This is a genomic window from Providencia sp. PROV201, assembly GCF_028479545.1.
Classification (GTDB): domain Bacteria; phylum Pseudomonadota; class Gammaproteobacteria; order Enterobacterales; family Enterobacteriaceae; genus Providencia; species Providencia huaxiensis.
Genome location: NZ_JAMPNW010000002.1, coordinates 162,420 through 174,982, shown reverse-complemented (window position 1 = coordinate 174,982; position 12,563 = coordinate 162,420). Strand labels below are relative to the sequence as shown.

Annotated in this window: 15 protein-coding genes; 8 read left to right on the top strand and 7 right to left on the bottom strand. The window is 39.5% G+C overall.

The genetic code is table 11. The features are described 5' to 3' along the window. Positions 1–18 precede the first annotated feature (18 nt). Together parS and PR809_RS02745 are read left to right on the top strand one after the other, a co-directional pair. The gene (gene parS, locus PR809_RS02750) at positions 19–480 is read left to right on the top strand and encodes a type II RES/Xre toxin-antitoxin system antitoxin (protein WP_206276380.1); all 462 of its coding nucleotides are present in this window, start codon (positions 19–21) and stop codon (positions 478–480) included. Next, positions 477–935, top strand: coding sequence for an RES family NAD+ phosphorylase (locus PR809_RS02745; protein ID WP_206276379.1), 459 nt, complete (start codon positions 477–479; stop codon positions 933–935). Before parS ends, PR809_RS02745 begins: the two co-directional genes overlap by 4 nt. Here the strand turns inward: PR809_RS02745 and PR809_RS02740 are convergent, their stop codons facing one another. The 6 genes from PR809_RS02740 to PR809_RS02715 form a co-directional block, all read right to left on the bottom strand. Next, complete coding sequence (locus PR809_RS02740) at positions 936–1,826, bottom strand: LysR family transcriptional regulator (RefSeq protein WP_206276378.1); 891 nt, start codon at positions 1,824–1,826, stop codon at positions 936–938. Positions 1,827–1,867: 41 nt separating this feature from the next. Beyond that, a complete protein-coding gene (gene accA / locus PR809_RS02735; protein WP_166267463.1) occupies positions 1,868–2,827 on the bottom strand; it encodes an acetyl-CoA carboxylase carboxyl transferase subunit alpha in 960 nt (319 codons plus the stop codon). Between the two features lie 104 nt (positions 2,828–2,931). Continuing rightward, positions 2,932–3,354 (bottom strand): helix-turn-helix domain-containing protein, encoded by a 423-nt coding sequence (locus tag PR809_RS02730; RefSeq protein ID WP_102140349.1) that lies wholly within the window; start codon positions 3,352–3,354, stop codon positions 2,932–2,934. Positions 3,355–3,384: 30 nt separating this feature from the next. After that, positions 3,385–3,948, bottom strand: coding sequence for a GNAT family N-acetyltransferase (locus PR809_RS02725; protein ID WP_102140350.1), 564 nt, complete (start codon positions 3,946–3,948; stop codon positions 3,385–3,387). Further along, the gene (locus PR809_RS02720) at positions 3,929–5,389 is read right to left on the bottom strand and encodes an AMP nucleosidase (RefSeq protein ID WP_375373122.1); all 1,461 of its coding nucleotides are present in this window, start codon (positions 5,387–5,389) and stop codon (positions 3,929–3,931) included. The genes PR809_RS02725 and PR809_RS02720 overlap by 20 nt, the downstream gene beginning before the upstream one ends. A 125-nt stretch (positions 5,390–5,514) precedes the next feature. Continuing rightward, positions 5,515–6,423, bottom strand: a complete 909-nt coding sequence (locus PR809_RS02715; protein WP_166267467.1) for an AEC family transporter — start codon at positions 6,421–6,423, stop codon at positions 5,515–5,517. Between the two features lie 286 nt (positions 6,424–6,709). Between PR809_RS02715 and PR809_RS02710 the strand changes: the two genes are divergently transcribed. The 4 genes from PR809_RS02710 to PR809_RS02695 all read left to right on the top strand — a co-directional run bounded on the left by PR809_RS02710 (position 6,710) and on the right by PR809_RS02695 (position 9,664). Further along, a complete protein-coding gene (locus tag PR809_RS02710; protein WP_102140353.1) occupies positions 6,710–7,477 on the top strand; it encodes a basic amino acid ABC transporter substrate-binding protein in 768 nt (255 codons plus the stop codon). A gap of 65 nt (positions 7,478–7,542) precedes the next feature. Next, complete coding sequence (locus tag PR809_RS02705; protein ID WP_102140354.1) at positions 7,543–8,307, top strand: amino acid ABC transporter permease; 765 nt, start codon at positions 7,543–7,545, stop codon at positions 8,305–8,307. Beyond that, positions 8,294–9,016 carry an amino acid ABC transporter ATP-binding protein gene (locus tag PR809_RS02700; RefSeq protein WP_102140355.1) on the top strand — a complete coding sequence of 241 codons (723 nt, stop codon included), beginning with the start codon at positions 8,294–8,296 and terminating at the stop codon, positions 9,014–9,016. The genes PR809_RS02705 and PR809_RS02700 overlap by 14 nt, the downstream gene beginning before the upstream one ends. 99 nt (positions 9,017–9,115) lie before the next feature. Next, a complete protein-coding gene (locus tag PR809_RS02695) occupies positions 9,116–9,664 on the top strand; it encodes an NADAR family protein (protein WP_102140356.1) in 549 nt (182 codons plus the stop codon). A 98-nt stretch (positions 9,665–9,762) separates the two neighbouring features. On the opposite strand, the gene PR809_RS02690 is transcribed toward PR809_RS02695, so the two are convergent. Continuing rightward, entirely contained in the window at positions 9,763–10,221 is a 459-nt protein-coding gene (locus PR809_RS02690; RefSeq protein ID WP_102140357.1) for a GNAT family N-acetyltransferase, read from the bottom strand. 103 nt (positions 10,222–10,324) lie between these two features. On the opposite strand from PR809_RS02690, the gene pdxR reads away from it, so the two are divergent. Together pdxR and PR809_RS02680 are read left to right on the top strand one after the other, a co-directional pair. Further along, positions 10,325–11,812 (top strand): MocR-like pyridoxine biosynthesis transcription factor PdxR, encoded by a 1,488-nt coding sequence (gene pdxR / locus PR809_RS02685; protein ID WP_206276377.1) that lies wholly within the window; start codon positions 10,325–10,327, stop codon positions 11,810–11,812. 93 nt (positions 11,813–11,905) lie between these two features. Next, on the top strand, positions 11,906–12,487 hold the full coding sequence (locus tag PR809_RS02680; protein ID WP_272524438.1) for a YebB family permuted papain-like enzyme: 582 nt from the start codon (positions 11,906–11,908) through the stop codon (positions 12,485–12,487). Positions 12,488–12,563: the final 76 nt, after the last annotated feature.

Here is a 12,563-nt window from a genome sequence, read left to right as displayed (position 1 = left end):
AAATGTCAGGAGGTTCAAATGAGAAACTATATCCCCACAACGCCACTTCAACCCGCAGTTTCTGCTTTTAAGCCACTATGGCGCCATGTCGGGTTACCCGCTGAAAGGGGTATTGAATTAACCCATTATTTACGTCAAGGCCTATCTGTCTCTGTCTTAGACAATATCCAAGAGTGGTCAGGGGTGAGCAAAGCAGAACTATTGCGGATATCTGGTATCAATGAACGCAATATCGCTCGTCGCAAAAATGCTGGCCAGCCCCTAAATGCTGATGAAAGTGAACGAATTGCACGTCTAGTAAGGGTATTTGATGCCGCAGTGCGTTTATTTAATGGTGATAAACACGCAGCAAGTGATTGGCTCAATCACCCAGTGAAAGGCTTGAGTCATTTACGCCCTATTGAGCTTATCGCAACAGAAAGCGGAGCCATTGAAGTGATTGATTTAATTGGCCGTATTGAACATGGTGTATTTTCATGATCCTATATCGGTTGGTTAAATCCAGTTTTGCTCACGATGCATGGTCGGGCCAAGGGGCTATGCTCTATGGTGGGCGTTGGAATCATAAAGGGACTCCCGCTGTTTATACATCGACGAGTATTTCATTAGCAACCCTTGAAATACTCGTACACATCAATCAAGACATACTATTAAACCAGTTCAGTTTACTATCCATAGATATCAATGATAAGTACGTAATGAAATTGTCGTTAGACCACCTTCCAACGGATTGGCAGCAAGACCCAGCGCCAACCTCTACAATGGATATTGGCACTACATGGCTTAATAACCAAGATAGCTTAGTATTGTTAATTCCCTCTTGTATTATTCCCTATGAATACAACGCAATAATCAACCCGTTGCATCCGCAATTTCAAAAAGCCATACGGACGGTTAAACCACTGGATTTTAGCGTTGATCCACGCTTAGCATAACTAAATATTTGCTAACAAATACTGTAAAAAAGCGTCTATCTTCGGCGATAATGCACTACGACTCGCATAAACTGCACGAAGTTCTATTGGCGCTGGCGATACTTCATCGAATTCTATGCGCACTAATTTCTTCTGTTTAATCTGCTCTGCGCATGCTTCTAATGCCAGAATGGCATAACCGATCCCATTCATTGCAGCAGCATAAGCCAGTGCGCCACTATTCACTCGGTAGTTACTGTTAATTATCACTTTTTTCTGCAAGCCAGATGAATCAATAAATATCCACGGTTGCCCCTGTAACGCACTCAAACTCGAAATGCACGGCATACTGGCTAAATCAGTATATGAACGTGGTTTTCCCACTTTTTCAATTAACTGAGGCGCTGCTACCACAACGCTTTGCCATGATTTAACCAGGCGTGAATGATAACTACTGTCTTCAAGATGACCACGATGAAAAGTGAGTAATAGATCTATATCATCACTAATGACATCTTGGGGGATTAATTGAGTATCACAATGAATATTCAATTGTGGGTGGGACAATGCAAATTTTGCTAATAAATCAGCTAACAATAAACTACCAGATTCACTCGGAATAGTTAGCCGTAACGTTCCCGTAATTTGCTGTGGATAACAAATTTGCACCACAACCTGTTCTAATTCACTGACTAGCTTTTGACTTTGCTCAAATAAAATGTTTCCCGTCTCGGTCAACCGCATTTGCCGGGTTGTGCGTTCAATTAATTGGCTATTAAGTTGTTGCTCCAGCTGTTTAATATAACGACTCACATTCGATGTCGGCATTGAAAGTAACTTTGCTGCATTGGCAAAACTCCCTTGTGTCGCAACAGCAATAAACACTTTCAATAAATTCAGGTCAACAGCCATATTTAACCCCTACAGTTTTCTATTAACCTGAACTAATAGCATTAGCAGTAACCAAAATCCATTATTTTTTGATACCGTTCCGCCAACAATACTTCCATATCTAATTGAGTTAGTTCATTTAAATCAGTCAGTAACTGTTGTTTTAATTGTTGTGCAGCTAATTGATAGTCGCGGTGTGCTCCCCCCAAGGGCTCAGAAATAATAGTATCGATAATACCAAGCTCTTTTAACCGTGGCGCGGTCATACCCATTGCTTCCGCTGCAATTTGTGCCTTTTGGGGATCTTTCCACAAAATAGAAGCGCAACCTTCCGGGGATATCGCTGCATACGTGCTGTATTCCAACATATTAATACGATCGCCAACACCAATTCCTAATGCACCGCCAGAACAACCTTCACCTGTAATAACACAAATAATGGGGGTTTTTAAATGTGACATTTCCATGATATTGCGTGCAATTGCTTCTGCTTGCCCTCGCTCCTCAGCGCCAACACCGGGGTAAGCCCCAGCAGAATCAATAAATACCAAAACAGGTAAATGGAAACGTTCTGCCATTTTCATTAAACGGAGTGCTTTACGGTAGCCTTCTGGCGACGGCATACCAAAATTACGCATAACTTTCTCTTTTGTTGTACGCCCTTTTTGTTGCCCCAGCACCATAACAGACCTACCATCCAAACGAGCAAGCCCTCCCACCAGCGCCTTATCATCAGCAAAAGCGCGGTCACCTGCTAGCTCTTGAAATTCAGTAAATATCAATGAAATATAATCAAGGGGATAAGGCCTTAGTGGATGTCTAGCTAACTGGACAATTTCCCATGCCCCAAGAGATGCAAATATCGTTTTCGTCAGCGAATGACTCTTTTTTTTCAAGAGCATGATCTCTTCTTCTAACTTTATTTCTGAAGGATGCCCTTTTTGTTTGAAAGCAATAAGCGCTTCAATTTTGTCATTGAGTTCAACGATGGGTTTCTCAAATGCAAGAAAATGGTTAGTCATAACTTTCCTAAAATGGTGACGGTAATCTTAGGAGTGTAATCAGAGAATAAATCCCATTCTATGCTTTAAAATAGGATTGATTATTATCAATGGTGGGATAATGTTTAACGCTGACTTTTCTTTAGTGAGTTTAATTTTAAGCTGTTTTCCATAATTTTTTGAAAATTAGGGCATAAAAAGTGATTTTCTTCAGGGCAGTTCGCAATATGCAAAATACCCTTTTTTAAGGCTAATAACCCCTGTATGGTTTGCTCAATTTCTTCAGCTTTTTCAAGTAAGCTCGCACGTTCAATATTAGGGCCATCCTTATGATTGAGCATGATAGCAATTTCGTCGAGTGTAAATTTAGCTTCTTGCCCTAATGCAATTAAAGATAAGCGGGTGATAACATCTTTCCCGTGATAAACCCGTTTTAACCCCTTGCGCCCAATCGGTTTAATCAACCCTTTTTCTTCATAATAACGTAAGGTTGATGCCGCTAGACCTGATAATTGGCTAACTTGAGAAATATCCAGTTCATCATGCATGAAATTATAACCCGCTCTAACATTCACAACTTAAGCTAATTGTTGCCGTAATAATACCGTGATTGCGCCATTCATAAAAATTTCACGGTCAACTACGTAACCCAACTTTTCAGCCACCCGTAAAGAGGCTAAGTTCCTCGGCTCAATAAAACAAATAGATTGCCGGAACTTATTTTCTTTTACTAGCCAAGACAATGCGGCCTGCATTGCTTCTGTTGCGTAACCTTTTCCTTGAAATTCAGGTGCAATGACCCAACCCGCTTCTGGAATACCTTTAACTTGGGGTTCAACCATGCGATGGAAATCAGCAAACCCTAAATCACCAATATACTGGCCACTTGCTTTTTCACGGACAGCCCAATAACCAAATCCTAATAACGGCCATAAACCACCATAAGCTAGCATGCGCATCCATGATTCGCGGTCGCTAGATGGCATACCACCAATGTAGCGAACCATCGACTCAGTTGCCCATAATTTCGCAAGTGCAGGAAAATCACTCACTTGGTGTTTATTTAATATCAGTCTTTCTGTTTCAAGCACAGGTATTACAGCCATTGATTGCATCTCCTTGCTATCTAAATGGGGGTTCATCAAATGTTCTCAATTTCCTTGAGTGTAATTTATCCCCTTCTTGCCTTAATAAATCAATAGCACGAATACCTATTTGCAAGTGTTCTGAGATTGCACCTTCATAAAAACTGTTGGCTTGACCGGGTAATTTAATCTCGCCATGCAATGGTTTATCAGAAACACATAACAGCGTGCCATAGGGAACCCTGAAACGATAACCCTGAGCTGCAATTGTGGCACTTTCCATATCCACTGCGACCGCGCGGCTTAAGTTAAAACGGCGAGCTGTTGCAAAAAAACGTAATTCCCAATTTCTGTCATCGGTTGTAACAACGGTTCCTGTTCTGAGACGTTGTTTTACCAATTCCCCAGGCATATTACTAACTTGTTTTGTTGCGTCATATAAGGCGCGCTGGACTTCCGCTATACTTGGAATAGGAATATCTGGCGGTAATACATCATCAAGAATATGGTCATCACGCAAATAAGCATGGGCCAAAACATAATCGCCAATTTTTTGGCTTTCTCTTAACCCGCCACAATGGCCAATCATCAACCAAGCATGTGGTCGTAAAACGGCTAAATGATCACAAATATTCTTTGCATTTGAAGGCCCAACACCAATATTCACTAAAGTAATTCCTGCACCATCTCTAGCGATTAGATGATATGCAGGCATTTGAAATTTTTTCCAGGTTAAATCAGAAGTGGCAATTTGTGGGTCTGCATTCTCAGCAGTTAAATAATTATGTCCTACACAAGATAATGCAATATAACGACTTTCAGGATCACGGACCTGCTCACATGCCCAATTCACAAATTCATCGACATAGCGATTATAATTGGTGAATAAAATGTACGGTTGGACATGTTCAGGAGGGGTTCCTGTATAGTGTTTCAAACGCGCTAATGAAAAATCCACACGCAATGCATCAAAATGAGACAGTGGCATTTCATCCGTAGCAGAGTACAAACCATCTGTAATATCATCGCTGATATGAGATAAATCGGTTATCGGAAAATGTGCAGCTAAATGACTGCTTATACTCCTATCCAACACTAAATCTGAACCATCAATGACAAAAGGATAAGGAATTTCAATTTTTGAAGGGCGAACAGCAAAAGTGACATCATAATCTTGCTGCAAAATAGACAGTTGCTCAGCTAAATAAGCACGAAATAGCTCTGGCTGAGTCACCGTAATGGTGTAATTACCGCGTTTAACAAAGCGTGCATAAGCACGTGTTTTTTCGCAGTGGTCGACTTTCCCTTCCCATGTAACACACAGCTCAGGGTAAGCAAATAACCCATTATCCCTTTCAGTAATATCTGGTATGCGGCCTTCTTCTACATAAATAGCGATAGCATCTCTTAATGAATCAATTGCATTGCTATATAACAACGAAAGTTTATCTAAAACATCGTCAATAGATAAGTTTTCATATTTCTGGCATTTTTCCAAAGACACACACAACTCCTCATCATCAGATAAAATCATCTCCGATAACATAGAGTATCAATGTGACAGTTGCAAAATATATTGCGATTAATGTACTTATATCTTCAGCAATGCATTTATTATCATGATCAATGCACTACAAAGGATAGAATAATTGGTAATGTGAACACCGCTGCCACGGTTTGTAATGTAATTATACCTGCCATTAGTTGGCTGTCCCCATTTAACTGACGCGTTAAAATATAGGCTGTTGGCGCCGTAGGGATAGCAAAAAATAGTACTAATAGGATGGTTTCAAGATTTGGCAACGAAAATAGCCCCGCCACTGTTACCGCTAAAATAGGCATAAGAAATAAACGTAGCAATGTCGATGCCATAATAGGTTTAAATTCATTTCTTAGCGTTGCTGTTTGTAATGCGGCCCCAATACATATTAACCCCAGTGGCAAGCTGGCGGCTGCAAGTAATTTTAAAAATTGGTCAGAGCCAAATGGCAATCCGATAGGTGATATATTTAATAACACACCAACGACACAGGAAATGATTAATGGATTTTTTATGATCGGTAATAAAATTTGCTTAACTGAAACCTTTTGTCCCGAAGATAACGAAAGTACCGCAATGACATTACAGCTTGGCACCAAAACAGCCATAATTACCGCAGCAATAGCGATCCCTTCTTTGCCAAATAAATCAGCAACAATAGCCAACCCTAAATAAGTATTAAACCGCGTAATTCCTTGGATATACGCACCAAACCTCGGGATAGGTATTTTGAATAAATATTTACAACCTAGAGTTAGCGCAGAGCTAATCGCTAGAACACAAAGGATAGCACTCGCTAGATAGGGTAATTTAGGATTATCCAAAGGCGCGGTGGCTAAACTGTTAATTAACAGTGCGGGAAACAAAATAAAGTAGTTTAATTTTTCCGCACTCGGCCAAAAATCAGTCGCGAATATTGTCGAACGTCGTAATACAAATCCCATTGCAATGAGAGCAAATAATGGCCACAAAACTAATAGAATCTTATCCATGAGAGCGTAATCTGTTTTTATTCGAGTATTGAGTAAGTTTGTTAATCAGTCTATCGTTAAATTTTTGTAACTGATAGGTAAAAAAAGCGCTATTCCTATATTTTACTTTTCTCAATTTATTTTCGATTTAATCAACTTTCACTTATTTATCTTTAAATGAATATTTTTCCACCCATAAAAAATTAAACCCTAAAATTATCTCACTTCGCTATATAAAAATCATTTGCCTGCAACGGAAATATTATGTATTTTTATTCACTATAAATGCATAATTAAAGAGGTTGGTATGTTTAAGAAATTAGTTTTTGCTGGCTGTATGTCATTAGCAGCCTTCGCCGGGAATGTTTACGCAAAAGAAAGCTATACCGTTGGTGCTGGTGGGACTTACCGTCCATTCGAATATGAAAATAGCCAGAAACAGCTTGAAGGCTTTGATATTGACATCATTAAAGCGGTTGCAGAAGCAGAAGGTTTTGACGTTAAGCTTGTCAATACACCTTGGGAAGGGATTTTTGCGACCTTGTCGTCTGGTGATCGAGACATCTTAATTTCAGGGATCACGATTACAGATAAACGCAAAAACATGGTTGATTTCTCTAACCCTTATTTCCCTGCTGAGCAAGCGATCGTCATCAGCGAAACCTCTGATGTAAAAGACTTAAATAGCTTAAAAGACCTGAATGTGGGCGTCGTGAACTCCAGCACTGGTGATATTGTTGTTTCTGATGTAATAGGTAAAAACAGCACAGCAATCAAACGTTTTGACAATACTCCGCTTTTATTACAAGAACTGTTCGAAGATGGCATTGACGCTGCGGTTGGTGATGTCGGTGTCATTAAATACTACATAAAAACCCACCCTGAGAAAAAATTTAAACTGATCTACGATAACCATTTCGAAAAACAATATTTTGGTATTGCTGTCGCTAAAGGAAATAGTGAATTACAGCAAAAGATAAATAACGGCTTAAATAAGATCATCGAAGACGGTACATACAATAAAATTTACCAAAAATGGTTTGATGAAAACGTTCCTCAATTACCAAAACAATAATTTAATCTAACTTAAGGCCATCCTTGGATGGCTTTTTCACGTTATAAATCAGGGTGAAAATTAAGATGTCTGCGTTTCGTTGGGAAATAATTGAAGAATACGCTCCATTATTTGCTGAAGGCGCAATGATGACGATAAAAGCGACCATCATCTGCGTTATTTTAGGCTCACTATGGGGGTTAACCCTCGGCTTAGGAAGAACGGCCAAAGCTGAACAAGGAATTTGGAAACCTATTTTACATTATTTTGTACAGTGGCCGGTTCGCTTCTATGTCAGTGCCTTCCGTGGTACTCCATTATTCGTCCAAATAATGGTTGTTCACTTTGCCTTAGTGCCACTGTTTATTAACCCTCGTGATGGGTTATTTGTTACATCTGGGATAATGTCCGTTGACACCGCTAAAATGCTCCGCTCAGATTACGGTGCATTTCTATCTTGTGTCATTGCAATTACTTTAAACTCAGGAGCTTATGTCTCTGAAATTTTCCGTGCGGGTATTCAGTCCATTGATAAAGGACAAATGGAGGCTTCTCGTGCTCTTGGCATGAGTTGGGCAAAAACAATGCGTAAGGTTATTCTTCCGCAAGCTTTCCGGCGCATTCTTCCCCCACTGGGAAATAATGCCATCGCGATTGTTAAAGATTCCTCCCTCGCTTCCGCTATCGGCTTGGCAGATCTCGCCTATGCAGCGAGAACTGTATCCGGTGCTTATGCAACTTACTGGGAACCCTACTTAACGATATCTGTGATTTATTGGATGCTGACATTTATACTTGCTCAGTTGGTGCAATATATGGAAAGAAGGTTGGGCAGAAGTGATTTACGTTAATAATTTACAAAAGAAATTTGGTGATGCCCATGTACTCAGAGGCATTTCTTGCGAAGTTAAACCTCAAGAAGTGATTTGTGTCATTGGCCCTTCCGGTTCAGGAAAAAGCACCTTTCTACGCTGTTTAAATGCACTAGAACGTCCAGATGGCGGTGAGATTAAAGTCAATGGCTTTGACGTTCATGATCCTAAAACTGATTTAAATAAGATGAGGGAAAATGTGGGGATGGTATTTCAGCGTTTTAACCTATTCCCTCATATGACTGTGTTAGAAAACTTGATGATGGCCCCTACCTTAGTGAAAGGTATAAAAAAGGAAGTGGCGCTTAAGCAAGCTGAGCAACTCCTGATCAAAGTAGGACTGTTAGATAAAATTGATGCATGGCCAGCCAGTTTATCTGGAGGGCAGCAGCAACGAGTTGCGATTGCCCGAGCGTTAGCCATGCAGCCATCTATTCTGTTATTTGATGAGCCGACATCTGCACTTGACCCCGAATTAGTTGGTGAAGTACTTTCCGTGATGAAAACTCTTGCAAATGAAGGTATGACGATGGTCATCGTCACCCATGAAATGGGATTTGCGCGTGAAGTTGCTGACCGAGTCATGTTCATTGACCAAGGTATTATTCAAGAAGAAGGCACACCAGAACAACTCTTTACTGCACCTAAAAACCCACGAACTGCGGAATTTTTAAGTAAAGTACTTTAGTTTTATTACCTGCTTAGCATGCTAAGCAGGTTTTTCTGATATCCAAATCTTTTTATTATCGATAAGCTAAGAATATTATTACTTAATAAAGTTTAATTTATGGATATCACAAGCCTCTGCAAACAATATCGCTCAGGGAAAAAATTTAAATATGTTTTCTTCTGGGGCCACCAAGCCAAACAAAATCAAATAACAAAAAGCTGTTTCAGCCAATGGTACCCTTCCCCATTTATTGTCAATAACCACCGCTTTGCCAGTGCAGAACATTTTATGATGGCCGAGAAAGCACGCTTATTTGGCGATTTAGAAACGCTGGATAAAATTATTTATGCACCAAATCCTGGAGCGGCTAAAGCATTTGGCCGTGAAGTTCGTGGGTTTAAGCAAGATGTTTGGGATGAAAATCGTTTTGCTATTGTCGTTGCGGCTAATATGGCAAAATTTTCTCAGAATAAAGAATTGGGACAATTTTTACTCTCCACAAATGAGCGCGTGCTCGTTGAAGCTAGCCCTGTCGATAAAATATGGGGAATAGGCCTTGCTGAGGATGCTGAAAATATTGAAAACCCATTAACATGGAAAGGGTTAAATCTGCTCGGTTTCGCATTAATGGACGTTAGAAGCCAACTAGCCAATTTAACACTCTAATTTTTGCTTATTTTCTGATAAAACAGAAAAGCCCGTTGTTGTTAAACCGCGGGCCTGCCAATATTTTATCAAAATATAGAATATACTACTGAGCTCTATTACAAAGGCATCCTATATTCAATCACACCAGGTTTTTCTGCCACCCAGTTATACAGTTTTTGCCCACGTAGATTGGTTTCTTGTGTATGCCAATATAAGCGGCCACATTGTTTTTCTTGTGCTTGTGCATGCACAAATTCAATTAATTGCTTCCCGACATGCCGCCCTCTCATTTCTGGCGTCACATATAAATCTTCAAGGTAGCAAAAATCATTTTCAGCCCATGTTGACCGGTGAAATAAATAATTCACAAAGCCAACAACTTTGCCATTTTCAAGTGCAACAGCACAATACATCGGTTCATTCTCATCAAAAAAACGCGCCCATGCTTTTAAGGTAATTTCTTCACTTAAATCGACTTTATAAAATTTTTGGTATTCCAACCAATATACTAACCATGCTGAGTAATGATCAGGAGTAACAAATTCGACTGTCACTGGTAATGCCATTTTATTCATAATAACCCTTCCATTTATAGACATATTACATAATGGCGCTATAGTACATAGCAATCTGGCTCTGTATAAGAGACACTTTTGTTATTTATTTAGGATCCACTTTATGCGACGCCAACAGCATGCACAGTTTCCATTACTTTTACTTGAAGAAGGCTATATTAAGGAAAATGTTTATCACACAATACGTAACGCTATTTTAGATGGTCGTATTGCTGTCGGCATTAAACTCCCCTCCTCTAGAGCATTAGCCGAAATGATGTCGATCTCACGAAACTCGGTCATTGCTGGGTTTGAACGATTAATTGATGAAGGATATATTTATTCAAAAAAAGGCTCGGGAACTTATGTTTCTCCCCACATTCCTGATGAATTAGTTGGTACCATAGATAGTACTAAGCAGAATGACCAATCTAGATATCCTGCATTAAATCTGAATCCTAAAGTTTCTACTTTAACGAACTTATGGGAAAAATCGCGCCCGGACACCAACAAGTACCAAATGTTTAATATTGGTATTGGCTGTGTTGACCAATTTCCACATGAATTATGGGGAAGACTACTAGGCCGTGTTTGGCGTAAATCCAAACAGACTATTGCACATTTTAATCATCCTGATGGATATACACCGCTAAAAAACTTATTGGTAGATTACGTCCGTTCGACTCGCGGGGTTCACTGCAAACCACAACAAATTATTATTGTTAATGGGACGCAACAAGCCATTAATTTAGTAGCAAAAATCTTATTACAGCAAGGGGACAAAGTATGGTTAGATGACCCTGGTTATGATAGCGCCAGAGCTATTTTCACCGCTGCAGGTGCTGATATTGCTGCTATTTCATCTGACAGAGAAGGAATGGATATTGCCTACGGTGCAAAACACCATGAAACAGCAAAATTAATTTATACCACGCCTTCTCACCAGTTTCCGCTAGGCACAACCCTCAGCTTACCGCGGCGTTTAGCATTATTGGATTGGGCACAACAAAACAACGCATGGATTTTTGAAGATGACTACAACAGTGAATTTCGCTTTTTATCAAAGCCAATTCAAGCGCTACAAGGCTTAGATAATCATCAACGTGTTATTTATGCAGGGACGTTTTCTAAAATGATGTATCCTGGCTTTCGTTTAGGTTTCTTAATTGTGCCAGAAATTCTGAGTGAAGCATTCACCATGATGAAATATTATAGCGATAGCCATTGTGGTTATTTAGAACAGGCCGCTTTAGCCCAGTTTATCCAAGAAGGCCACTATGCACGCCATGTCAGAAAAATACGGAAGATATGCTACGATAGGCAAAATACGTTTATCAATGCCATTAATCACTATCTCCCTCACCTATTTAATGTACAAATGACGGATTCAGGCATTCATACTGTCTGTTGGGTTAAAGACGGTTATGATACTAACGTGATCCTTAACCAATGCCGTCTGTTAGGCTTTGGAGCACAACCGTTATCGCGCTACTGTATTCAAAGTTCTCACCAAAATGCAATTCTATTTGGCTATGCTGCTCATTGCGAAGACGAGATAATTAGCAATATAAAATTACTTAGTGAACAATTGACTAATATATACCCTAGTTAAACAAGAATGATTTTCAGCGTTTATCCGATAGCGAGAATTCTTCTAGTCTTTATAACTGTACCTTAATAGCATTGTTTATATTGAGGTACTTTTATGACAAAAATAAATTATCCCCATGAGTACGAAGTTGGCGATGTTGTCTTTACCAGTATTGGAACCGAGCTGTTTAGGCAAATAGCCTCGGCTTCTTTATGTTGGAGTAACCATGTTGGTATGATTGTCGGCCATAATGGCGAAGACTACTTGATTGCAGAAAGTCGCGTTCCGCTTTCAACAACCACGACCTTATCTCGCTTTATTGCCCGTTCATCTGATAAACGTTACAGCGTACATCGATTTACACATACATTAACCAATGAACAAAAATCTGCATTAGTTTCCGAAGTTCCTGCTCGTTTAAATAAGTTTTATCACACTGGCTTTAATTATGAGTCTTCTAGGCAGTTTTGTTCAAAGTTTGTTTTCGATATTTATCAATCTGCGTTATCAGTTCAAATAGGGGAATTAGAAACCTTCAAAGAATTATTAACTAAAAACCCGAATGCAAAATTAAATTTTTGGAAATTATGGTTTATTGGACAAATTCCGTGGGAACGTAAAACAGTGACTCCTGCAAGTCTATGGCATCACCCTGAATTATCGCTCATATACCGCAGTCATGAGGATATACATTAACAACAATACGGATTTAAACTCGCACAAGAAAGCACTCAATAGAGTGCTTTCTGATATAATCGACTGAATTTACAAT

Coding starts and splice junctions, on each gene's coding strand:
- parS (WP_206276380.1), top strand. CDS start 19: ATGAGAAACTATATCCCCACAACGCCACTTCAACCCGCAGTTTCTGCT.
- PR809_RS02745 (WP_206276379.1), top strand. CDS start 477: ATGATCCTATATCGGTTGGTTAAATCCAGTTTTGCTCACGATGCATGG.
- PR809_RS02740 (WP_206276378.1), bottom strand. CDS start 1,826: ATGGCTGTTGACCTGAATTTATTGAAAGTGTTTATTGCTGTTGCGACA.
- accA (WP_166267463.1), bottom strand. CDS start 2,827: ATGACTAACCATTTTCTTGCATTTGAGAAACCCATCGTTGAACTCAAT.
- PR809_RS02730 (WP_102140349.1), bottom strand. CDS start 3,354: ATGCATGATGAACTGGATATTTCTCAAGTTAGCCAATTATCAGGTCTA.
- PR809_RS02725 (WP_102140350.1), bottom strand. CDS start 3,948: ATGAACCCCCATTTAGATAGCAAGGAGATGCAATCAATGGCTGTAATA.
- PR809_RS02715 (WP_166267467.1), bottom strand. CDS start 6,423: ATGGATAAGATTCTATTAGTTTTGTGGCCATTATTTGCTCTCATTGCA.
- PR809_RS02710 (WP_102140353.1), top strand. CDS start 6,710: ATGTTTAAGAAATTAGTTTTTGCTGGCTGTATGTCATTAGCAGCCTTC.
- PR809_RS02705 (WP_102140354.1), top strand. CDS start 7,543: ATGTCTGCGTTTCGTTGGGAAATAATTGAAGAATACGCTCCATTATTT.
- PR809_RS02695 (WP_102140356.1), top strand. CDS start 9,116: ATGGATATCACAAGCCTCTGCAAACAATATCGCTCAGGGAAAAAATTT.
- PR809_RS02690 (WP_102140357.1), bottom strand. CDS start 10,221: ATGAATAAAATGGCATTACCAGTGACAGTCGAATTTGTTACTCCTGAT.
- pdxR (WP_206276377.1), top strand. CDS start 10,325: ATGCGACGCCAACAGCATGCACAGTTTCCATTACTTTTACTTGAAGAA.
- PR809_RS02680 (WP_272524438.1), top strand. CDS start 11,906: ATGACAAAAATAAATTATCCCCATGAGTACGAAGTTGGCGATGTTGTC.